We start from the raw sequence: 22,665 nt of genomic DNA on the forward strand, positions 1-22,665 counted from the left end.
AGCGCCGATGGATGACGATCGAGGACTGGTCGATGCCTTGCGAGCCGGCGACCCCTCGGCTCCCGCCGCGCTCATCGAACAGTACCAAGGTGTCGTTTTCGGCCTCTGCTTGCGAATGCTCGGCCATCGTCAGGACGCGGAGGACGTCGTTCAGGAGACGTTCGTCCGCGCCTTGAGATCGGTTCATGCCTTCGATGCTGACCGGCCGTTGCGTCCCTGGCTCCTGGGGATTGCGGCCAATCGGTGTCGGACGGCCCTGGGGCGTCGGTCGCGTCGACCTGCTCCGGTTGAACCCCCCGACGACCAGGCCGATCATCGGCCCGGACTGTCTGACCCGGACGACCTGGCCGGCGAGTTGCTTCGAGCGCTGGATCGGCTTCGGCCGGATTACCGATTGGTCTTCAGTCTCTATCATGAACAGGGGCTTCCTTATGAGGAGATTGCTCGGATCATGGATCGCCCGATCGGTACGGTGAAGACCTGGTTGCACCGCGCCCGGGCCTCGCTGGCCGAGGACCTGACGCGACGGGGGGTGATCTGTTGAGCCGAGCATGGGTGAAAGGGTTGGGAACTGGAATGCCCTCGAATCATCCGACGATGATGGCTCGATCCGCCTGGCCTCGGGTCGATCACGCAGCGGGGCCTGGCGGTCGAATCGAACCGTCGGTCACGCGGGTCTGCCTGGCGTGGGAGCGTGTGCGATGACGTGTCGAGAGGTCGAACACTTCTGGGAACGCCGCCTCGACGAGGTCCGATCCGGCGCCTCGCCGGACACTTCGGAGCGATCGCCGGTGGATCTGGTGTCGCATCTGAGTGTCTGCGCCCGATGCCGGGCTCGCGTGGCCGGCTATTCGGCTCTGGCCCAGGCGATCAGCGGGTTGGAGGCCCCCAAGCCTTCGGCGGGCCTTTCGGCTCGGGTCCTCGCGGCGGTCGAGGCGGATCGTGGGCCGGAACGCTTGCCGATGCGATCGGTTCGTCGAGGCTCGGTCACGCTCGTGCGGCGGTTCTCGGTCGCCGCGGCGGTCTTGCTGGCGGTCTTCGGACTTCGGGCGATCTGGTCGCCACGCGAAGGGGGGGATCAGCGGCCGGATCGGTTGCCGCCGATGGCTGCTCCGGTGGTGACGGTTGAGGAGACCCCGCGCCCCTTGACCGAGTCGGTGGCTGAGATGGCCGAGGTGACCGTGGCCATTGCCCGGCGGACGTCGGAACCGGCCGCGAGGCTCGGGCGGGAAATGCTCGGCTCCACCACTGAGCTTCCGGCGCCTTCTGAGCCGACCACGCCGCAGGAAAACAAAGGACAGGCCGATCGCCTGGTCAAAGGGCTTGGCTCTCGGCTCGAATCCGGGGTGAAGCCCTTTTCTGAGCCGGCTCGCAGCGCGTTTAGTTTCCTCGTGCCAAGCTTCCTTCCGCCTGAGGATTCCTCAAAAGCCGAACGGGGAGTCTGAGACCCGCCCCTTCGAATCGTCATGGCCCTTCGATTGAATGAGGCCGGAGAACGTATTGATGCCCGTTTGCTACTCGATTCGCTTGGTGTGTCTGGTGGCGGTCTGGATGATGGTCGCAGGCGAGCCGAGCGTCGCCTCGGCCGAGGATCCGGTGGATCGGCTCCTGGAGCGAGTGCCGCCCGAGGCGTCGATGGCTCTGGTGGTTGAGGACCTCGGGGAGCATCTGGACCGCCTGGAGAGTTCCTCCCTGATGCGGGGATTGAGGGCACTGGGGCCGGTCCAGGAGTGGTTCGATTCCGAAGAGGGGGCGAAACTGCAACGGGCTCGCCGCGACGTTGAGGCGGCGCTCGGGGCGTCGCTTGGGCAGTTCATCGACGGATTGCTGGGCCAGGCGGTGGTCCTTTCGTTGCATCTGCCCCCCGAGGCACCGCCTGACGCGGCTCGAGGACTGCTTCAGACGGTCGTGACCGATCGCGCTCTGCTGGAGCGATTCATCGGGGTGGCCAATGCGGCGGAACTCGCTTCGGGCAAGCTGCGAGGGGTTGAGGAACGCAAGTACAACGGCATTTCCTATTCGGTTCGGATGTTCCAGGACGGACGGCCTGATGAGGCGTTCGTGGTCCTGGATGACGACAGCTTTGTCTGGACCAATAGCGAACCTTTGCTCAAGGGGGTGATGGATCGGCGGGCTGGTGCCGACATTCCCCGATGGACGGACGACTCGGCACTTCATCGATTGCGCGATCGATTGCCCGATCAGGCGATGCTGTCGCTGTTCATCGATCCGGACTTTGTCGCTCGACTGATCGGGGCCAATCCGGAAGACACGACGCTGGACGAATTGCCCGAGCCGGCGCGGGAGATCCTGGCGGCGATCGAATCGCTTGGGCTGGCGCTGGAGTGGCGCGAGGGTCCGGTTTTGCACATGGTGGAAGTCCTCGACGCCGATCGCCTGCCTGATCCGGTTCGATCCTGGGCAGCGCGATCGGGAGACGCCTCGGCCCTGCTGTCTCGGATTCCCGACTCGGCCTTGCTGACGGCCGCGGGCCTTGTTGACGCCCCGGCGGTGTTCGATCTGGCGGTCGCCTCAGTTCCGGAGGGGCAGCGTGATCGCGTCGAAACGGTGATGGAACTGTTCCGGGGCCTGCTGCTTGGCCGGGACCTTCGCCAGGAAATCTTGCCGACGATGGGGCCGGGAGTCGTCGGGTGGGTTCATGCTCCGGAGCCGGATCAGCCAATCCGACGCGCGCCGGCGGTGCTGGTGGCCTCGATCGGTGATCCCGCCGCGGCCGAGGCGATTGAGAACGCCCTCCGGACGGTGCTGGCCTTCATCAGCCTCGATGAAACTAACGATGAGGCACCGCTTCGCCTGGAGCACCAGTGGCGCGAAGGGGCCCAGATCTCGGCGTTGATGGTAGGCAAGGAACCGGGCTCGCCGCGCGTTGCGTTTGCGGTGGCCCGGGGATTGATCGTGCTCGGGACCGATCCCGACGCTGTGGCCTCGGTCGTGGCGGACCCCAGCACGGCGCGGGCAGAGGGACTGCCGACTGCCTTGGCGGCTCGTGATCGCCTGTTCCCGGAAGAATCGACATTTGCCTATCTGGACCTGGCGTCGCTGCATCGCCTGGCGCTCGATCGTCGGGACGATCTGGAACGCTTCATGATGACGCGATCCGGCAAGGGCGACGGCGACGCACCGACCCGTGAGGATCTGGAGCTTCTCTTTGAACTTCTCCCGCTCTTTCGGGCGGTATACGCGACTTCCTCCCTCTCGACCGATGCGACGATCGCTCACCAGCGGGTCGGCTTGATCGTGGCCGAGGATTGAGGCGGCTCCGATGGATCGCAACGCACGAAGGCCAGCGGGCGATGATTCCCGCTGGCCTTCGATGCGTTGACAGTGTTTCAGCCCTGTTCCGCGCAGAGGGAGCCGATCAGGAACGGATCCGTCGGACGGAGATCACTCCTCGTTGGCCGCGGCGGCGGCCGTCGGTTCGGGTTGCCGGGCGTTCAGTTCGGCGACGAGGGCGTCGCGCTGGGCTTCGAGACGCTCGGCGGTGGCCACGAGGGCCTCGACGGGGGGAGCCTTTGCGGCGAGGGCGGCCTCGGCGGCGGCTCGGGCTTGCTGGGCTTGCTCGACGGCGGCCTTCAGCGGGCCAAGGGCGTCGGTCGCGGCCTTCGCGGCGGCCTGGGCGTTGGCCAGGGCGGTGTCGGCGGCCTGTTTCCGGGCGACGGCGTCGGCCAGGGGAGTACGGGCAGCGGTCACGGCGTCGGCTGAGGCGATCACGGCGGCGAGTGCGGGGACGACGGCTTCGGTGGCCTTGGTCCGTTGGGCGAGGGCGGCCTCGGCCTCGGGGAGGGCGGAGGGATCGGTCGCGGCCTTCTCGGTGAGGACTCGGGTTGCCTCGGCGGCGGCGGCAACCGCCTGCGAGGCGTTTCCGAGGGCGGCGAGGGCCTGGGCATCGGCCTCGGCGGCCTTCTGAAAGGAGGCGACCGCGGCCTGGTGGGCGGCGTTCGTTTCGGCGGTCGCGGCCGCGGCGGTCTCAACGGCCTTGGTGGCCTGAGCGGCGGTGGCCTCGGCGGCCTGGACCTGCTGTTCGGCGGCGGCGAGCGCCTCGGCGGTCGAGGCGGCGGCCTGTCGGAGCGGTTCCAACTCAGCGAGGGCGGTGTTGGCGGCGGCCCGGGCGGCCTCGGCCTCGGGGCGAATGGCTTCGAGGCGAGAGGCGACGGTCAACGGATTGGCGCGGAGGTCGCCGAGCGGGCTGGCGTCGTCGCCGTTGAACAGGCGAACGATTCCGTCAAAGGTGCCGGCGATGATGGTCTTCTCATCGTGCCCGATGGCGGCCTGAAGGGCGAGATCGTTGAACCCGCCGAACGCCTTGAGTTGCTTCCCTTCCTGATCCCAGAGCTTGACGGTGCGGTCGCGGCCACTGGTGACGACGCGGCCGTCCTTGGCGAACCGAACGGAGGTGGTGCCGCCGCCGTGGGCGTTCCAGCTCTTGAGCTGATTGCCGGTGAACATGTCCCAGGTCTTGACCGAGGCGTCCTGCGAGGCGCTGGCCAGGACGTTCGAATCGAGCCGCCAGTCCATGCTGGTGACCATGTCGCCGTGGCCAGGGAGGACGTAGAACTCCCGACCAGTGCGGGCCTCCCAGACCAGGGTGCCGCCGTTGCGATCGCCCGAGGCGAGCAGGACGCCATCGGGGCTGAAGGCGACGGAGGTGACCCACTCGGTATGCTTCCGAGACTCGTAGACGAGGGAGTCGTCGTCGGTCCGGTAGACGCGGAGAACCTTGCTCGGCCCGCCGAGGGCGATCAGGGAGCGATCGGGGCTGATGTCGGCGGCAAGAACGAGGTCGTATTCCTGACCAGCTTCGATCAGGCGTTCGCCGGTCTTCACGTCCCAGACAACCACGCGGCCGGATTGACCACCTCGGCCGCCGCCGGCGAGCAGGAGGTCGCCGTCTCGGGAGAAACGGAGGACGTGGACGTCACCTTCGTCAAACGGCAGGATGGCGGCGAGGCTCTTGTTCTCGGTGTCGTAAAGGAGCACCTGCTTGTGCTGGCCGATTGCCATGAGAGGCGCCCAGGGGCTGGCCGCGAGGGCGACGATCGCGCCGGGGCGGTCGTTGACGAGAACCGGCTCGGTGGGCAAGCTCTGGGGCATGGCCGGCTCGCCCGTCGGCTTGCCGAGGGTCGACGGGTCGAGCTGGAACTCCATCTTCGGCTTCTTCTTGACGGTTACAACGCTGCCGGAGTTCTCCGGCGCCCCGGCCTCGATCCACTTGCGGAGGATGTCGATTTCCTCCTCGGGGATCTTCGGAGCGTTCGGGGGCATGGTGGGGGTTTCGTCGTGGTTGACGAGCAGGAAGAGCCAGCTATCGTCCGGGGAGCCCGGTTCGATGACGGAGCCGGAGCCGCCACCTTCCATCATGTTGGCGTAGGTGGTGAGGTTCAGGCCGCCGGAGGCCTTGTCGGCGTTGTGGCAGGTGTTGCAGCGGGCCTGGAAGATCTTGGCGGCGTTGTCGGTGAAGGTGAGCTTGGCATCCTCGGCCGAGGCCAATCCGGCCGAAACGCCGAGCAGCACGGTCAGGGCTGTGGAGAGGGAAAAAGGTCGCATCGGCGAAGACACCTCAAGACGTCGGCGGGTCCAGTCCGGGGATGATCGAAGGGGCGGGACCATTGCGGGCCGAGTCGAAGCGAAGGGGCTCGGCCCGCAATGGCGAAGCATCGGGGTATCAAATCAGTGGTTGAAAATAAACTCGCGGCTATTGAGCAAGGCCCAGAAGACATCTTCAAGCGCCTGCTGCCGGTTCGAGCCTTCGCCGAAGAGGGGCAAGAGCTGGTCACGTTCCTCGGGGGTCGGTTTCCGGCTCAGGCAGCGGACATACAGGTCGGAGATGAGGTCTTCGGGGGAAAGGTCGCTCTCGACCAGTTGTTTGAGGACGGGGCTGGAGCGGATCTTGGCGTTGGTGGTCGAGCCGTTGAGCAGGTGGAGCGATTGCGAGAGGGTTGGCTCCATCTTCACCTCGCACGAGCAGACGGTTTCGCGGGTTGCGCGGCCGAAGGTCGTGAGGAAGTAGTTCGAGGAGCGGCCGTCGGCGATTTGAACGGCCCGGGCACCGAGCGGGAGCCCGCGGAACTTGTCCTGGGTATCGGTCACCTGGCTGATGACGTCGAGCAGGTTCTCGGCCTTGATGCGCCGGAGGTTGGCGCGGGCGAAGTTGACCGAGTCGTGGGCGTTCGACTCGTTGGCGACCGTGTCGCGCTGGTAGGTTCGGCTGTTGCAGATGTCTCGGACAAGAGACTTGAGATCATAGCCCGACTCGGTGAAGCGACGGGCGAGTTCGTCGAGCAACTCAGGGTTCGAGGCGGGGTTCGAGACGCGGAAGTCGTCGACTTGCTCGACAATGCCGATGCCGAAGAAGTGCGCCCAGACCCGGTTGACGAAGCTGGTGGCGAAGAAGGGGTTTTCCGGAGAGGCGAGCCAATCGGCCAGCACCTCACGGCGGTCCTTGCCGCTCACGTCGGGGGTCTCGCCGCCGAGGAATTTGGGAGCCATGTTGCGGCCGTCGACCGGGTGCTTGGTCTCGCCGCCGCCGGAGTTGAAGATGATCGTCTCGCGGTAATCGTCGCCTTGCTTGCGGCCGATCTGGGCGAAGAAGGCGACGAAGCCGTAGTAGTCGTCCTGGGTCCAGCGGTCGAACGGGTGGTTGTGGCACTGGGCGCACTGAATGCGCATGCCCATGAACACCTGGGCGACGTTCTCGGCCATCAGGAGACGGTCGTTGGTACTCAGGAAGTAATTGGTGGCGGGATTCTGGAAGGTGCCACCGCTGGCCGAGAGCAATTCGCGGGTCATGACGTCCATGGGAACGTCGTTGGAGAGCTGCTCGACGAGCCAGTTGTAGTAGAGGTACATCCCCTTGTATTCGATCTGGTTGGCCACGGTGCGGACCTGGAGCAGCTCGGCCCACTTCTGGACCCAGATCTCGGAGAATTCCTTGCGGGTGAGTAACTCTTCGATGACCTTCGAACGCTTGTCGGGGTCGGAATCGTCGAGGAATGCCTGGTATTCGTCGCGGGTGGGGACGAGGCCGACGAGGTCGAGAGAGACGCGCCGGAGGAACGTCTCATCGGAGCAGACCTCGGAGGGAGCGACCCGGATCTTGCGGAGCTTGTTGGCGACGAGGGTGTCGATGTAATTGGCTTCGGGTTCGTCGGGGTACTCGAATTCGAGGCCCTTGGGCAGAACGAGGAACTGGGAGCCGACGGTGAAGGTTTCGAAGCGGGCCATGATGAAGGCTTCGCCCTGCTCTCCGGCGGTGACGAGGCCGGCACCATCGACCGCGGCCGAGTTGTCGTTGTTGGTGCTGAAGACGGCCAGCGAGGTGACGTCACGGTCGGTGCCGTCGGAGTAAATGGCTCGGACGGTCATCTGCTGGCTTGAGCCCTTGCCGTCAAGCACGGCTCGACTGGGGTAGAGCTGGACGTCGGTGAGGGTGGGCAGTTCCGCGACGGTGTCGTTGGGGGCACCGTTGGCGATCCACTCACGGATCGACGCGTAGAGTTCGCTGTCGGTGGAGAAAAGCTGACCGCCGGAGTGGGGGACAAGTCCGGCCCCTTTTTCCAGGACGGTGCTGGCATCGGGCACGGAAAGGTTGATGCGACGGCCGGGCAGCTCGCGGAGCAGGCGGTGATAGTCGCCTTCGGGATCGAAGCCGAAGAGCGAGAGGCGGAAGCCGTCCTTCCCCCGAGCGGCCCCGTGGCAACCGCCCGAGTTGCAACCGGCCTTCATGAACACGGGCATCACGTCGAGCCGGTAGCTCAAGGGGGGCATCTCGCCGGCCCGGGAGACGGTGACGGGGACCTCGACCTTCTGATCGCCGAGGGAGACGGTCAGGACGGTCGAGCCGTTGGCGACCGGGTGGTAGGTGTGCGACTCGTCAACTCGGACGAGCGAGGGGTCGGCCAGCGCGAAGGAGGCCTCGGAGGTCACGTCGCGGGTGGTGTCGTTGGTGAAGTTGGCCTGAACAACGATCGACTGCCGATCGCGGTCGGTGGAGAGATTGATTTGGGGAGGGAAGACCTGAAGCTCGGCGATCGCCGGCTCCTCGGCCCTGGACATGCCGGTCAGGGCGAGCAGGGCGATGGAGGCGGCGGTCAAGCAGGTCCGGATCGAGGGGGGCATGGCTGGCGTCTCCTGCCGTCGGCTGCGCGGGGCGGTCGGTGATTCGGAATCCATGACGATGATCGATCAGAGGGAAGAGGGTGGCCGGTCGAAGGGCGAAGCGATCCGATCCGATCATTGTTCCGGATCGTCGCCTCCCGCGGTGGATTCGGTACGTTGCTGCTGTTCGAGGCGGAGCTGTTCGAGGCGGTTGAGGGGCTTCTTCGCCTCGGGCTTGGGAGCTTCGGGGGCGGGAGCGGCTTCGGCCTTCGGCGCTTCCTTGGGCAGGGGCTTATCGACCCGAAGCTCGGTGGAGCCGAGGTTGTGGAGGATCGGTTCGCCGTTCTGGGTCACGACGACCTGGCAGAAGAGGTTCTTGTGGGTGCCTTCGGGAGTTTCGGCGGCGGTCTGGATCGGGAAGATGATTTCCTCGGTCTCCTTGGTGATCGTCGTCGGCTCGACGGTCGCGGCGTTGGGCAGGCCGACGAGGGTGACGGTTGCTTCGCCGTCGAACGGAGTGATCTGATTGACCTTCACGAGCAAGGGGGCTTCGCTGCCTTGTTCGGCGGCGGCCCGCTCGAACTCAAAGGTCAGGAACTTCTCGGCGATCGTCAGGGGAACGAGCTGAGAGCTGACGGTGACCGGGCCCTTCGGACCGGTCGAGGAGCCGTTGACAACGATCTTCCAGGTCGCCAGCCCGGCGTTGTCGGCGGCATTCAAGGGGATGAGGGCTTCATTCTGCCCTTCGGGAATCGACACGCCACCGGCCGAGCCGATGCCAGGAGGATTCCAGGGGAGGGAAACGGCAATCGGCGCGGTGAACCCTTCGGCGCGGGTGGCCACGACCTTCAACTGCATGGCCCCGTTGCGGACGAGGGGAACCTTCGGCTCGACGACCTCAATGGAGAAGGGGGCTTCCTCGGAAACGCTGACGGCGAGCCGATCGACGGAGCGGGTCCAGAACGGGATGTTGTTGCGTCCCTGAACCAGTTCGACGGTGTGAGCCAGCGCGGAGGGTACGGAGAGGGATTCATCGGTCGGACGGCCGGTCAGGTTGGCGAGCGTTCCCGCCACCGGAGCGTCTGCCGAGGCTGAGAGGAGCACGGGCATCTGGGCGATGCCGGCGGCCATGGTGTCGGCATCCAGGGCGATTCCTTGAGGGAGCCCCTCGGCCGAGAAGGCCAGGTCGCCGCCGAAGTCGGCCCGGGAGGCGTTGACGAGCATTGCGAGGCGATTTCCCCGAGGGACCGACGCGGTCACGACGCCGATCTGGGGGTTCTCGTTCTGCGGACTGATCGTCAGCTTCGGTTCAACGGGCGTGACCTCGATGCGGTAGAAGTGGTTCGGGCTGCCTTTTTGGAGATGGTCGCGAATGCTGACGACGTACTCGCCATCCTCGGGAGCAGTGAAGCGGTAGTAGCTATCCGGCCCGCCGCTGTCGTCGTTCGCGCCGACGTTGCCACCGGCCTTCTTGGAGACGACAAGGACCGCATCGAGCGGCGACCCGAGCGAACGGGCGAAGACGCGGAGGTCGAAGACCTGGCCGTTCTTGGCCTCGAAGCTGAAGCGATCGGTTTCACCGTCTTCTCGAATCACGCCGTTGAGGCCCATCGGGGGAGCGAAGGGAGTGGGCTCGCTGGTCGAGCCGGATTCGATCACGTTCCCAAAGGGGCTGAGGCGGAAGGCGTACGGAGCGGGGGAGACGCCGCGGTCATCCTCGGCGAGGAGGCCGAAGTTCGGGTCGGCATGGTCGGGGAGGGTGACGGCCTGGGTGCGATCCCCTTCGATGTCGCCGATCCACTGGACCTCGATCGTCTCACCGATCGGGCCGCCGGCCGGGACAAAGGCTCGGGGGCGAGGGAAGTTGCCCACATGGAGGCGGTAATGGCAGTTGCCGTTGCCCTGGTAGGCGCTTTCTCGGACCTGGATGATGTACTGGCCGTCTTCGGGGGCGATGAGCTGAACGATGGGGTCCTGGCGGACGAGGCTGGCGTCGTCGCTGCGGACCAGCTCGAAGCGCTGGGGGTTGAGAATGGCGACGTAGGGGTCAAAGAGTGTTTTTCCGAGCCGGATGCCCTCGACCTCGGCGGTGATCCGGTCCCCTTTCCTGGCCTCGATGACGTAGAAGTCGTCGTCCTCGTTCTGGGCGACGCCGATGACGGTGACGTTCAGGGGGATGGGCTGGGGGGCTTCGAAATTGCTATTGGCGTCGGCCGCCTCTGCGATTTCGGGATAAGCGCCGACGCTGAACGTTCGCAGGTGGCTGATGCCCGTGGCGGTGCGGACCCGGAGATCATACAGGCCGAGGCGGGCATCGGCGGCAATCCGGATGGTCGCCTTGACGTTCTTCTCGTCGGCGGCTTCGAGGCTCACCGTCTCGATCCCCGGCTGGTACCAGAGGATTTCCTGGGCGTCCGCGAGCCGATCGCCGGAGAGGGTCAGCTCGACCTCGGTGCCTCGCTGGGCTCCCGCCGGCAAGACCGTGCTCAGGACAGGAGACGAGGCGGATGCGGCCGAGGCCACCAGAAGCACCACGGCAGCGGCGGGAAGGAAGCAATAAGGGCGCATTGGTGATTCTCGCGGGGGGAGGAAGGCGGCGGCAGAGCAGGGTTCGGAAGCGGAGCGGAGCTGGGGGGATCGCGCCATCGTCAAACGAACCAGCGGGCACCGTCGTGACGGATGACTTCGATGCTGGGGCGCGGATCGCCTGGAACGAGGCGGAAGCTGAGCGGGAGGACGTTACTGGCGATCGGCTCCGGATCGCTCGGGCTCGATGTTCCGGCGAGCACGAACCGATCCTCAAGGCGGCGATGGAGTTCGAGGCGCCACGGGTTGCGGTCGACGATCAGGGCTTCTCGGACTCCGACCTTGGCGTAAAAGGGGAGCTTGCGGCGGGCGCGGTCGCCGGGGCTGAGGATCTCGATGAGGAAGTCGGGGCCGCCCAGCCAGTAGGCGCCGCGATTCTCTGCCGGGTTGCCGGGGAGGAAGACGGCGGCATCGGGGCAGCGGAAGTTCTTCCGCCAGCGATCGGGGCGGTCGGAGATGTTGATCGAGGGAAAAAGCTTGATCCCGTCGAGATGACCGACGGCCGCAATCAGCGTATGAAGCAAATAGCCTGCAAGCCCCTGGTGCTGAATATCCGGATCGGGAGACACGACGTAGACTCCGTCCCAGACTTCATCCCAGCGGTAGGCGCCGGACTCCTTTCGCCTGCGGATGATGCGTCGGAGCTGATCCCGAGAAAGAAGGACGTTCGGCATGGCCGTGGGACCTCGATCGAGCAACGGGTTCGACGAGGGAAGGGGGCCGTGATCGTGGGACACCCCTCCCCATCGTTCCCGTTCGATTGTCGCCGGAAGGAGATCAGGCGAGCAACTCGTCGACCACTCGGCCACCGTCGACGATCTCGATCGGTCGATCGCCGGGGGCCATCAATTCTTTGTCGGCGACGATGCCGAGCTGGTTGTAAACGGTCTTGGCCAGGTCTTCGGGGCCGACCGGGTCGCGGTCGGGGTCGCTGGCGGTGGAGTTGCTGGCGCCGTGGATGTAGCCGCGTTTGATCCCGCCGCCGGCCAGGGCCACGCTGAAGACCTTCGGCCAGTGGTCACGCCCGGCGGTTCGGTTGATCTTCGGCGTGCGGCCGAATTCGCTGGAGACCATGACGAGGGTGCGGTCAAGCAGGCCGGTGCGATCGAGGTCGTTGATCAGGGCCGCGAAGGCCTGGTCGAAGGCAGGCATGAGGCGTTTCATGCTGCGGGTGACCTGATTGTGCATGTCCCAACCACCGTAGGTCAGGGTAACCATCCGGACGCCTGCGGCGACGAGGCGGCGGGCCATGAGCATCCGCTGGCCGGCCTGGTTCATGCCGTAGGCGTTGCGAATCTCTTCGGGCTCGGCGTTGATGTCGAAGGCGGCTCGGGCGTCGGGAGAGCTGATGAGGCTGTAGGCCCGATCGTAGAACGAATCCATCGCGGTCAGTTCGTCAGACGACTCGCGCTTACGGAAATAGTCGTTGACGGCGTCGAGTGCGGAGCGTCGGGTGGCGAAGCGTGACTCGTCAACCCCACCGGGAAGATCAAGGTCCTGAACGCGGAACCCCTTGTTGGCCGGGTCGCTGCCGAGGGCGAACGGAGAGAAGGCTGAGCTGAGGTAGCCGGTGCCGGCGTACTCGTTCGGCATGTTTGGCACGCAGACGTAGGGCGGCAAGTTGTTGCGGGGGCCGTACTCGTGAGAGATGACGCTGCCCATGCTCGGGTACTGCAAGGCCGGGCTGGGCCGGTAGCCGGTGAACATGTTGTGCGTTCCGCGCTCGTGGGCGGCCTCGCCGTGCGTCATCGAGCGGATGATAGTGAGCTTGTCGGCGATCTGGCTGGTCTGCGGGAGCGTTTCGCTGAAGCGTTCACCCGGCAGCGTTGTCTCGATCGAGTTCATCTCGCCCCGATACTCGATCGGAGCATAAGGCTTCGGATCGAACGACTCCTGGTGAGCCAGACCGCCGGGCAGGAAGATGTGGATGACCGAATCAGCCTTGGCTTCGATCGGTGCGTAATCCTTTTGCTCGGCCCGTGCCTGAAGGCGAAACAGATCCGTCAGGGTCAGGCCGAAGCCGCAAGCGCCTACAGTTAGAAACCCACGGCGGCCGATCGTGCGGAGCGGAGGGGTCATCAGACGTCTCCTGGAGGGATGAAAGAATGAGGAGGGAGCAACCTCCGACGGCCATCCGAAACCTTGTCGCTCTCCATCAGCTCAAGGTCGCGGCTGACCGGGCCATGCGGGAGGAAACCGGGGTGCAATCGCAACGATCAAGAATGAGGAGGGAGGGGTGGGCAGCGTTACGACCAGATGACTTCGGCATCACACTCAATGTCGGCGATTTGTTTAACAGACAATCGGTTTGAACATACCGAGAGGTACGGGATGGATGCAAGACAACGTTGGGGATTTTTGGAACAGAATCGGGATTTTTGGATTGTGTCGAACAGGCGACTGGACGAAGCACGTTGCGACCACGAGAGATAACACGATTGAGGGAGGATCGGGAGGAACGTTGCGGTTGGGTTGGGAATCCGAGGGCAGGGGGCGGCCAGAGGTTCAAGCGTCGAACACGTGCCCCGAGGTCGCCGTTGCGCCTCTACGTCTCTCACAAATGACCGCGACTGCGACGCTCTCTGGAGCCCGAATGACGGGCAGGTTAGAGTCAACAGCCGAAAGGTGGTTTTCGTGACAGTGGTTCGGCCTCGACTCGACGCGCGTTCCGCTGGATTGTCGAAGGGCAGAACGATCGATTCGGCCCTTGCCGTCATCCATGATCAAGGGCCTCCGCTGGACGGCGAAGAAGCGTGGACAGCTCGAACGATTCCAAAGGGGCCGACCGGTAACCCCTTTGATCATGCGGTGAGCGATCGGGTTGAGCGAGCGTCTCCGGAACGTCGAGGTTCGGGAACGAGGAGATCACGGATGCGGGTCGGACGGATTGGCTCCAATCGGGTTCTGGGAGGAATCGTGACGCTCCTGCTCGTGCTGGGAGGTGGCGGATCCTCGATGGCGCAGCAAGGGGGCCGCCCACCATCAAGGGCCGGACTACCGTCGGGAGACGTGGACGTCCACTCCTGGGGAAATCCGCATCAGATTCGAGTCAGTGCGGTCAAGCTGGCGCTGGAGGTCGACTTCGAGGCCCGGCGGCTTTCCGGAACCGCGCGGCTGTCGCTCGACCGTGCCCCTGAATGTCCCGAGGATGCCGCATTGTGGCTCGATACAAACGGTCTTGAGATCGACCGCGTTCAGGGAGTGGTGGGAATCGGCACCCTGGTGGACCTGCCCTTCGACCTGGTGACCGTTGAGGTGCCGGAGAATGAGCGAACCCTCTTTCCCCAGGGGGATCGCTCGGACGGGAGCACGATTCACGGGACGCCGTTGGTCGTCCAGGTGGGGGATCTTCTTGAAATCATCGTGACCTACCGGACGGAGCCGGCCGCCTCGGCCTTGCAGTGGCTCGACCCTGAGCAGACGGCCGGGGGGAAGCAGCCGTTCCTCTTCTCTCAAAGTCAGGCGATTCATGCGAGATCGTGGATCCCGCTCCAGGATTCCCCCGGCGTTCGCGTGCGATACGACGCGGAGATCCGGGTCGGCCAGCCGGGCCTGAAGGTAGTGATGAGCGCCCTCGGGAATTTCGGCACGTCGCCGACACCACCTGGCCCCGCTGAAGAGGCCGGGAGTTTTGGTTTTTCAATGCCAAGACCGATTCCTCCCTATCTGATCGCCCTGGCGGTGGGGGACCTGGAATTCCGGCCGCTCGGAGAGCGCTCGGGGGTTTATGCCGAGCCGGCCTTGATCGAGGCCGCTGCCTTCGAATTTGCCGATACCGAGGCGATGATCGAGACGACCGAGCAACGCTTTGGGCCGTATCGGTGGGGGCGGTACGATCTGCTCGTCCTGCCACCGAGCTTTCCGTATGGGGGAATGGAGAATCCCCTGCTGACCTTCGCCACGCCGACGATTCTGGCCGGTGATCGTTCGCTCGTCTCCCTGGTGGCGCACGAGCTGGCGCATTCGTGGTCGGGAAACCTTGTGACCAACGCCACCTGGGACGACTTCTGGCTCAACGAGGGGTTTACCACTTACCTGGAACGGCGGATCGTCGAGGATGTCTACGGCCCCGATCTCGCCGCGATGGAAGACGTCCTGGCGCTGGCCGGACTGCGCGCCACGCTCGCCGAACTGGACGAGCGTGATCAGGTCCTCAACATTGACCTCTGGGGCCGCGACCCGGACGACAATGTAACCTCCGTGCCGTACGACAAGGGGGCCTTGTTTCTCAAAACCCTGGAACAGGCGTTCGGAAGGGAGCGGTTTGATGCCTTTCTCCGCGGTTACTTCGACCACTTCGCCTTCCAGAGCATCACGGCGGAACAGTTCGAAGCGTACTTGATGGAGCATCTCGTTGCCGAAGACCCCGAGGCGGCGGAGCAGATCGATCTGCGCGCCTGGCTCGACGCTCCGGGACTGCCGGCGATTCAAGAGCCGACCTCCGATCGGCTGGTCGCGGTCGATCGTCAGGTTCAGGCGTGGCTCGAAGGTGAGATCGACGCAAACCGATTACGATCGGACGATTGGTCAACGCAGGAGTGGCTCCATTTCCTCGGGGCCTTGCCAGCCGATCTGGCCGTTGATCGGGTGGCCGAACTGGACCGGGCGTTGATGCTCACACAGCGGGAGAACGCTGAGATCGCCTGCAAGTGGCTCGAACTGGCGATCCGAAGCGGCTATGGCGAGGCGGACGCCCGGCTCGATCGCTTTCTGACAACCATCGGCCGTCGCAAGTTCCTGATGCCCCTGTACGGGGCGATGGTGGACTCGGGCGAGCTCGAACGGGCTCGGGTGATCTATGCGATGGCCCGCTCGAAGTATCATCCGATTGCCGTCGAGTCGATCGACCGATTGCTCGGAACGCCGGACGATCGGTGATCGGACCGGCCTCGACCGTGAAGCCCTCTTGATTCGGTAGCTTTCTCATGCCTGATCCCATTCTGCCCGCAACCGTCATCGGGAGCTGGTCGTTTCCCGGCTGGTACGAGGCGATCATCGCCGACATCGCCGCCCGTCCCGAGCGCTATGGCCCGCTCGACCGGGAGGAAACGGTCCGCGACGCGGTGCGCGTGGTCGTCGATGATCAACTGCGGGCCGGCCTCGACCGGATTACCGACGGCGAGGTGCAACGCGTCGACTTTAACCTCGGCTTTTATGATTTCCTGGAGGGGATTGAGCCCTTGCCGACGGCTCGTCTCTGGGGGGCTCCGGCTCACGACCAGCGGAGCAAGTACCGCTGTGTCGCGCCGCTTGCGGCTTCGAAGGGGCTCGGTACGGTCGAGGAGCTTCGGCGTTTCCGCCTCGTCACCGACGCCCCTACGAAGATGCCCGTGCCCGGTCCGTTTACGTTGGCAGGTTGCATCAACGGGGGGGAAGTCTATCCCGACCGGATGAGCGTGACAGAAGCCCTCGTACCGATTGTCAACGCCGAGTTGAAGGCCCTGGTCGCCGAGGGAGTGGATTTTCTTCAACTCGATGAGCCGAGCTTCGCCTGCCACCCGGACAACCCGGAGGTCTTCCTCGACATCGTGGCCCGAACCGTCGAGGGAGTGAATGCGTACGTGAGCATGCACATGTGCTTCGGGAATTACCGGGCGAGGGCCGTCGGCTGGCGATCGTACCGGCCGCTCTTTCCTCATATCGGGAAGGCGAAGGTGAATCAACTCGCGATGGAGTTTGCCAGCCGGGAGATGGCGGAGATCGAATTGCTGGCTGAATTGCCGGAGTCGATGGACGTGGCGGTTGGTCTGGTGGATGTCAAAAACACGTGGATCGAACCGAACGAACTGGTGGCGGATCGGTTGAGGTCCGTTCTCAAGCATGTGGATGCGTCTCGCGTTTCGGTCACTCCCGATTGTGGCTTCTCTCAGACGGCCCGGCACGTGGCCGTGGGCAAGGCAAAGGCGATGGTGGAGGGGGTTCGCGCCGTTCGTCGTGAACTGGGCAAGGGTTGAGGGCTTGGCGGAACGACCTGGCCGATGCGTTCACTTAAGCGAGCATGCTGATGTCTGAACTGATTCAGCCGATCAAGAAGGGGGCCGAGCTGGCCGCCGAGATCCGGGAAACGACGCCCAAGCCGGGGACGCTGGCCGTCTGGTGGCTTGGGCAGAGTGGGTTCCTGTACAAGTCTCGGTTGGGAACTTTGGTGATCGACCCGTATCTTTCCGAGTCGTTGACCGAGAAGTACGCGAACACCGAGAAGCCGCACATCCGGATGACCGAATGTCCGATCCGAGGGAACGAGTTGCCGGGCATCGACCTCGTGCTGGCGAGCCACAAGCACACTGATCATATCGACGGCGCGACGCTCTCTCCCTTGCTCGGGGCGAATCCGGAGGCGGAACTCTGCGTCCCGGAAGCGCTCATCCACCATTGCGAGAAGCTGGGACTGCCGAGCAAGCGATTGGTGGGGCTCGACAACGGTTGGGAGTACGAACGGGCCGGGTTCAAGGTGCGGGCCTTGCCTTCGGCGCATATGGCCCTGGACACAGATACGTCGGGGCTCTGCCTGTACCTCGGATTCGTAGTCGAGGTGGATGGTCTGAGGTTCTACCACAGCGGGGATACAGTGGTTTACGATGGCCTGGTGGAGAACCTCGGCCCAGGGCCGTTCGACGCGTTCTTTCTGCCAATCAACGGCTGGGACCCACGCCGGAAGGTGGCGGGGAACATGTCGGCCGAGGAGGCGGTTGAGCTGGCGAACGTCTGCCGGCCGCGGTATCTGGTGCCGCATCATTACGAGATGTTCACGTTCAATACCGTGCCCATCAGTCAGTTTGAAGAGGCGGCGAAGGGGCTGACCGCGGGGGTTGAGCCGGTGGTGAAGCGTTGCGGAGAGCGCTGGGAGATCACGACGTGAGCGTCACCTTGGGAATCGACATCGGCACCTCGGGCACGAAGACGCTCGCGGTTCGCGAGTCGGGCGAGATTGTCGCAAGTGCCTCGGCCGAGTATCCTTGCTCCTATCCGAAACCAGGGTGGTCGGAACAGGACCCCAACCTCTGGTGGGACGCGACGATCGCCACGGTTCGAGAGGTCCTGGCGAAGGGGAACCTGAAGCCCGAGGAGATCTCCGGCATCGGCCTGAGTGGTCAGATGCACGGCTCGGTCTTTCTCGATGAGCATGGCGAGGTTGTCCGGCCCGCCTTGCTCTGGAACGACCAGCGCACCGGGGCTGAGTGCGCCGAGATCGAGGCGAAGGCCGGAGGCCGCGAGGCACTCGTGCGGATGGTCGCCAACCGGGCCTTGACCGGGTTCACGGCGCCGAAGCTCCTCTGGGTTCGCACCCACGAGCCGAAACACTGGGAGCGAGTCCGCACGGTCTTGCTGCCCAAAGATTACATTCGCTACAAGCTCTCCGGGACGTTTGCGACCGAGGTGAGCGACGCCTCGGGCACCTTGCTGCTCGACGTGGCGAACCGCAAGTGGAGCGATGAGCTGCTCGGGAAGCTCGACCTCGATCGCTCCCTGTTGCCCGACTGCTTCGAGAGCTTTGAAGTTTCGGCCCAGGTCAGCGCGAAGGGAGCCGAGGCCACGGGCTTGAAGCCGGGCACGCCGATCGTCGGCGGTGGCGGCGATCAACCGGCCGGGGCGGTCGGCAACGGGATTGTCCGATCGGGAGCCGTTTCGGCGACGATGGGGACCTCTGGGGTCGTCTTCTGCCACACGGACGAAGCGGGCTTCGACCCGGAAGGACGCTTACAGCGCGGTTGCCACGCGGTGCCGGGAGCCTGGCATGTGATGGGAGTGGTACTGGCGGCCGGTGGCTCGTTGCAGTGGTTCCGCAACGAGCTGGGGAAGGCGGAAATCCTCGCGGCGAAGGAGCAGGGGGTCGATCCGTACTTCCTGCTGACCGATGAGGCCGCGACCGTGGGACCCGGAGCCGAAGGCCTGTTCTTCCTGCCGTACCTGACCGGCGAGCGAACGCCTCACTTCGATCCGCACGCCCGAGGCGCCTGGATTGGCCTGACCGTTCGTCATGGACGCGCTCACATGATCCGATCGGTTCTGGAAGGGGCCACCTATGCCATGCGAGACAGCCTGGAGCTGATTCGGGAGATGGGGGCGGCGATCACCCAGATCCGCCTCTCGGGAGGAGGCGCCCGCAACGCGCTTTGGAAACAGATTCAGGCCGACATCTACGGTCAGGACGTGTGCACGATCAACGCGAGCGAGGGGCCGGCCTTCGGGGTGGCCTTGCTGGCGATGGTCGGGACGGGGGCCTATGGTTCGGTCGCCGAGGCGTGTGACGCGACGATCAAGGTGGTTGAGACAACCCCCGTCGATCCTGCGACGAAGGCGCTCTACGACGCGGCCTACCCGATTTATCGCGGGCTCTACGGCGATCTGAAGGAGCGATTCGCTGCGATGGATGCCCTCGTCCGGGGCTCCTGACCCCCTCGCCCCGGAGAGTCGCAATGCCTCGCCGAAAGTCTCCCGCTCCCCGCCCATCCCGAACTTCGACCGTGCGCAGTCTGTCCCCGGCGTCGTCGCCTCCCTCGACAGAGGTCGGGTCGTCGCGACCGTTCCTCACTCGCCCGAGACTGATCCTGATCGTCGTCCTGCTGCTGGTCCTCCAGTGGTCCCTGGCGGTCATGAGCTTGCTTGGGGAGACCCCGACGGTCGACGAGGTGGTCCACCTGCCTGCCGGGGTGACCTACTGGGAGCAAGGGACGTTTCGGCTTTACCCTCACAATCCGCCTTTGATCAAGCTGATCGCGGCGTTACCGGTACTTCAAGCCGGACCGGAGACCGCGCCACTTTACCGAGAGGCCCGCTGGGGGTGGCCTGACGCAAACAAGGCGGCGTTTGCTCATGGATTTATGCTGCTTAACGCGCCTCGATTGTTCGAACTGATGGCTCCGGCCCGGTTGATGATGCCGGTCTTCGCCGTCATCGGTGGGCTGGTGGTCTTTGACTGGTCGCGGCGGCTTTGGGGAGCCTGGGGAGGGTTGATCAGTTTGACGCTCTGGACGTTCTGTCCGAACATCCTGGCGCATACGCGTTTGATTACGACCGATGTGGGAGCCACGGTCATCGGTTTTGCCGCGACGTATGCCTTTTGGCATTTCCTGAGGCGTCCGACCTGGGCACTGACGATCACGGCGGGGCTGTTGCTTGGGATCGCGCAACTGACGAAGTTCAGTCTGATTTTGCTTTATGGGCTTTGGCCGTTGCTCTGGTTGATTCAGGAAGTGGCGCACGGGGATCGCGCCGGGCGTTGGCGCCGGGTTGCTCGGTCGGCGGTGCAGGGGGTGGCAATGGTCGCCCTGAGCCTCCTCGTCATTAACGTCGGCTACGGCTTCGAAGGGACCGGGAAGAAGCTGGGGGATTTCGCGTTCACCTGCCAGACCTTGACCACCGATCGTGACCCGCCTCGACCGCTGTTTCGGAACGAACCAACCCGGCAAGGGCCGGACCTCAAGGCCGGAGTGCTCCAGTTCCGTGAGAATCGGTTCCGGGGGACCCTTCTCGAATCGCTACCGGTGCCGCTCCCTGAATATTACCTTTCCGGTTTCGACGACCAGAAGCTTGAAGCCGAGGGCGTTCCCATTCGCGCCATGATGTTTGCCGACGACTGGTTGAATGCGTCCATCGCTCCCGACGCCATTTCGGGCTACCCCGTTTTCCTCGATGGTGAGCTGAGCAACCAAAGCTGGTGGTACTACTACCTGATGACGCTCGTGTACAAGGTGCCGGAAGGGACCTGGGCGTTGATGCTGCTGACGATCGCTGTCATTCCGATGGCGGCGCGGAGTCGGGCCAGGGCGGTTGATGAAGCGAGCATCTGGGTCGTCCCGGCGGTGGTCATTGGGGTGATGAGCTTCGGGACGAACATTGCAATCGGCTTGCGCTATGTCTTGCCGATCGTTCCGTATCTCTTTCTGGGGGCCGGGAGGCTCGCACCGTGGGCCTCGGGCTTGCAGGGGGGGGCGAGAAAGGGGGCGATCGCAGTCATCGGTGCCGGACTGCTGGCGACAGCCTCGGCGTCCTTGATGATTCACCCGCACTATCTGGCCTATTTCAACTGGGTGTCGGGAGGGGCGAAGCAGGGGTCGGAGCATCTGATCGACAGTAATCTCGACTGGGGACAAGACCTCAACGGCTTATATGAGTGGCTTGAGGCCAATGCGCCGGGCGAGCGGGTGGGCATTGCCTATTTCGGGCAGATCAACCCGGAGGTGTTTAACATCCGGGCACAGGTCAATGATCCCTCGATTGGATCGGGGAGGCCACTGGATTGGTTCCTGCCGCCGGTCATACCGGGGACGCTTCCCGAGCGTCCGGGGCAGGACGCCGGACCACCGGAGCCGGGGCTTTATGCCGTGAGTGCTTCGTTGATGCGAGGCTTGCCCTGGCGGGTTTATGCGCCGGATCGTTGGGCACCGATGTCGGCCCGGCGAGGGGCGTTTCAGTACTTCGAAACGCTCGAGCCGATCGGTCAGATTGGCTACTCGATCCTGCTCTATCGGATTGATGAGGCGGACGTGGCTCGCCTGGCCCGACGCTGGCAATCGGCACCGGTTGAGCCGGGCGTACCGCCGATCGCTCCATTGAGTGACTGAAGGTGCTTGCGTCGGCCGATCGCGGGGTTTACAACCAATGTCCTTATCTGCCATCGAGGACGCGAGGCACCACCGACCGCTTTTGATCGCAAGGGCCGGCGATGGTCTGCTTTCGGCCGCGCAATGGCCTTTGCTGGAGAGTGCGAGTTCTATGAGCGATCAGAATATCGACTCCCGCGCCCGCAAGGCGCTTGACGACGGCGAAGGAATTCTTCGTCTCGCCCCCACCTGGGTTCCCCGGTCGTTCCTCATGCCGGGCGGCCGCTTGAAGTTGGCTCGCGAAGACCTCTATGCCCTGGGCACCCACCGGGGCGGCATCGACGAGCGATGGTTCGCCTCGACGACCCCCGCGGCCAACGAAGGGGCCCCCCCGGATGAAGGGCTCTCGTATGTCGTGGCCGAAGGGGGAGACCGCTTCACCCTCCGCGACGCGATCGCCTCCCACGGCGCCGAGATGATCGGCAAGGACTTGTGGGACAAGTACAAGAAATGGCCCGTTTACTCGAAGTTCTTCGACAACCTCGGGCCGATCCCGCACCACATGCACCAGAACGCCGAGCAGGCGGCCAAGCTCGGCCTGGAAGGGAAGCCCGAGAGCTACTACTTCCCGCCCCAGCATAACTGGACCGGCAACAACTTCCCCTACACCTTCATGGGACTTGAGCCCGGCACGACCAAGGCCGACATCAAGCGCTGTCTGGAACGGTGGAACGAAGGGGATAACGGCATCCTCGACTACTCGAAGGCCTATCGCCTGAAGCCCGGCACCGGCTGGCTGATTCCGCCGTGCGTGTTGCACGCTCCGGGATCGCTCGTGACCTACGAGCCACAGTGGGGTTCCGACGTCTTCGGCATGTATCAGTCGATGGTCGAAGGCCGCCGGGTCCCCTGGGAATTGCTCGTCAAGGACGTGCCCCCTGAGTACCACCAGGATCTCGACTACCTGATCGAGCAGCTTGACTGGGAGCAGAACGTCGACGAGCACTTCAAGGACAACCACTACCTTGAGCCGGTCGTCCGCTCCGGAGGTTCCGGACGAGGCTACGTGGATAAGTGGGTCGTCTACGGCACGATCAACGGCGAGCAGCTGTTCAGCGCCTGCGAACTGACGATCGAGCCGGGCTACTCGACCAAGATCACCGACCCGGGTGCCTCGGGCCTGATCGTCACGCAAGGCAGCGGCACCATCGGCTCGCTGGAGGTCGATTGCCCGGTCTACATCCGCTTCGGCGAGACGACCAAGGACGAGGTGTTCATCACCGCCAAGGCCGCGGCCGACGGCGTGACCTTCACCAACACCGGCAGCGAGCCGTTTGTGAGCCTCCGCTACTTCGGCCCGAACGTCCACAAGGACCTGCCGAAGGTCGGGGCGTACAAGGCGAGCTAATCCGATCCCTCC

At 64.6% G+C, this 22,665-nt stretch carries 14 protein-coding genes; 9 read left to right on the top strand and 5 right to left on the bottom strand.

What is annotated here, in order from left to right; genetic code table 11:
• Positions 1-7 precede the first annotated feature (7 nt).
• The 3 genes from GA615_RS08900 (at position 8) to GA615_RS08910 (ending at position 3,273) form a co-directional block, all read left to right on the top strand.
• Complete coding sequence (locus tag GA615_RS08900) at positions 8-544, top strand: RNA polymerase sigma factor (protein ID WP_152050943.1); 537 nt, start codon at positions 8-10, stop codon at positions 542-544.
• Positions 545-701: 157 nt separating this feature from the next.
• Positions 702-1,445 (top strand): anti-sigma factor family protein, encoded by a 744-nt coding sequence (locus GA615_RS08905; RefSeq protein WP_152050944.1) that lies wholly within the window; start codon positions 702-704, stop codon positions 1,443-1,445.
• A gap of 58 nt (positions 1,446-1,503) precedes the next feature.
• Positions 1,504-3,273 carry a hypothetical protein gene (locus GA615_RS08910; RefSeq protein ID WP_152050945.1) on the top strand — a complete coding sequence of 590 codons (1,770 nt, stop codon included), beginning with the start codon at positions 1,504-1,506 and terminating at the stop codon, positions 3,271-3,273.
• Between the two features lie 132 nt (positions 3,274-3,405).
• Here the strand turns inward: GA615_RS08910 and GA615_RS08915 are convergent, their stop codons facing one another.
• The 5 genes from GA615_RS08915 to GA615_RS08935 all read right to left on the bottom strand — a co-directional run bounded on the left by GA615_RS08915 (position 3,406) and on the right by GA615_RS08935 (position 12,780).
• Positions 3,406-5,565 (bottom strand): WD40 domain-containing protein, encoded by a 2,160-nt coding sequence (locus GA615_RS08915; protein ID WP_152050946.1) that lies wholly within the window; start codon positions 5,563-5,565, stop codon positions 3,406-3,408.
• Positions 5,566-5,688: 123 nt separating this feature from the next.
• Positions 5,689-8,136, bottom strand: coding sequence for a DUF1549 domain-containing protein (locus GA615_RS08920; RefSeq protein ID WP_152050947.1), 2,448 nt, complete (start codon positions 8,134-8,136; stop codon positions 5,689-5,691).
• Between the two features lie 114 nt (positions 8,137-8,250).
• Complete coding sequence (locus GA615_RS08925; RefSeq protein WP_152050948.1) at positions 8,251-10,683, bottom strand: PPC domain-containing protein; 2,433 nt, start codon at positions 10,681-10,683, stop codon at positions 8,251-8,253.
• A gap of 80 nt (positions 10,684-10,763) precedes the next feature.
• Complete coding sequence (locus GA615_RS08930) at positions 10,764-11,375, bottom strand: Uma2 family endonuclease (protein WP_161602243.1); 612 nt, start codon at positions 11,373-11,375, stop codon at positions 10,764-10,766.
• 103 nt (positions 11,376-11,478) lie between these two features.
• Positions 11,479-12,780 carry a DUF1501 domain-containing protein gene (locus GA615_RS08935; RefSeq protein WP_152050950.1) on the bottom strand — a complete coding sequence of 434 codons (1,302 nt, stop codon included), beginning with the start codon at positions 12,778-12,780 and terminating at the stop codon, positions 11,479-11,481.
• 792 nt (positions 12,781-13,572) lie between these two features.
• On the opposite strand from GA615_RS08935, the gene GA615_RS08940 reads away from it, so the two are divergent.
• The 6 genes from GA615_RS08940 (at position 13,573) to GA615_RS08965 (ending at position 22,653) form a co-directional block, all read left to right on the top strand.
• Positions 13,573-15,579, top strand: a complete 2,007-nt coding sequence (locus tag GA615_RS08940) for a M1 family metallopeptidase (RefSeq protein WP_235905257.1) — start codon at positions 13,573-13,575, stop codon at positions 15,577-15,579.
• Between the two features lie 47 nt (positions 15,580-15,626).
• A complete protein-coding gene (locus tag GA615_RS08945) occupies positions 15,627-16,655 on the top strand; it encodes a methionine synthase (protein ID WP_152050951.1) in 1,029 nt (342 codons plus the stop codon).
• Positions 16,656-16,705: 50 nt separating this feature from the next.
• Positions 16,706-17,560 (top strand): MBL fold metallo-hydrolase, encoded by an 855-nt coding sequence (locus GA615_RS08950; RefSeq protein ID WP_235905258.1) that lies wholly within the window; start codon positions 16,706-16,708, stop codon positions 17,558-17,560.
• Positions 17,557-19,095, top strand: a complete 1,539-nt coding sequence (xylB, locus tag GA615_RS08955; protein ID WP_152050952.1) for a xylulokinase — start codon at positions 17,557-17,559, stop codon at positions 19,093-19,095. Before GA615_RS08950 ends, xylB begins: the two co-directional genes overlap by 4 nt.
• 71 nt (positions 19,096-19,166) lie before the next feature.
• Positions 19,167-21,266, top strand: a complete 2,100-nt coding sequence (locus GA615_RS08960) for an ArnT family glycosyltransferase (protein WP_161602244.1) — start codon at positions 19,167-19,169, stop codon at positions 21,264-21,266.
• A 151-nt stretch (positions 21,267-21,417) separates the two neighbouring features.
• Positions 21,418-22,653 (top strand): hypothetical protein, encoded by a 1,236-nt coding sequence (locus GA615_RS08965; protein ID WP_152050954.1) that lies wholly within the window; start codon positions 21,418-21,420, stop codon positions 22,651-22,653.
• The last annotated feature ends 12 nt before the right edge of the window (positions 22,654-22,665 follow it).

Origin of the sequence: Tautonia marina, assembly GCF_009177065.1 — a bacterium.
Taxonomy (GTDB): domain Bacteria; phylum Planctomycetota; class Planctomycetia; order Isosphaerales; family Isosphaeraceae; genus Tautonia; species Tautonia marina.

What these genes read in the sequence shown, in the direction of transcription:
- GA615_RS08950 (WP_235905258.1), top strand. Translation starts at nt 16,706, where the DNA reads ATGTCTGAACTGATTCAGCCGATCAAGAAGGGGGCCGAGCTGGCCGCC.
- GA615_RS08915 (WP_152050946.1), bottom strand. Translation starts at nt 5,565, where the DNA reads ATGCGACCTTTTTCCCTCTCCACAGCCCTGACCGTGCTGCTCGGCGTT.
- GA615_RS08925 (WP_152050948.1), bottom strand. Translation starts at nt 10,683, where the DNA reads ATGCGCCCTTATTGCTTCCTTCCCGCCGCTGCCGTGGTGCTTCTGGTG.
- GA615_RS08905 (WP_152050944.1), top strand. Translation starts at nt 702, where the DNA reads ATGACGTGTCGAGAGGTCGAACACTTCTGGGAACGCCGCCTCGACGAG.
- GA615_RS08945 (WP_152050951.1), top strand. Translation starts at nt 15,627, where the DNA reads ATGCCTGATCCCATTCTGCCCGCAACCGTCATCGGGAGCTGGTCGTTT.
- GA615_RS08910 (WP_152050945.1), top strand. Translation starts at nt 1,504, where the DNA reads ATGCCCGTTTGCTACTCGATTCGCTTGGTGTGTCTGGTGGCGGTCTGG.
- GA615_RS08920 (WP_152050947.1), bottom strand. Translation starts at nt 8,136, where the DNA reads ATGCCCCCCTCGATCCGGACCTGCTTGACCGCCGCCTCCATCGCCCTG.
- GA615_RS08900 (WP_152050943.1), top strand. Translation starts at nt 8, where the DNA reads ATGGATGACGATCGAGGACTGGTCGATGCCTTGCGAGCCGGCGACCCC.
- GA615_RS08930 (WP_161602243.1), bottom strand. Translation starts at nt 11,375, where the DNA reads ATGCCGAACGTCCTTCTTTCTCGGGATCAGCTCCGACGCATCATCCGC.
- GA615_RS08935 (WP_152050950.1), bottom strand. Translation starts at nt 12,780, where the DNA reads ATGACCCCTCCGCTCCGCACGATCGGCCGCCGTGGGTTTCTAACTGTA.
- GA615_RS08965 (WP_152050954.1), top strand. Translation starts at nt 21,418, where the DNA reads ATGAGCGATCAGAATATCGACTCCCGCGCCCGCAAGGCGCTTGACGAC.
- GA615_RS08940 (WP_235905257.1), top strand. Translation starts at nt 13,573, where the DNA reads ATGCGGGTCGGACGGATTGGCTCCAATCGGGTTCTGGGAGGAATCGTG.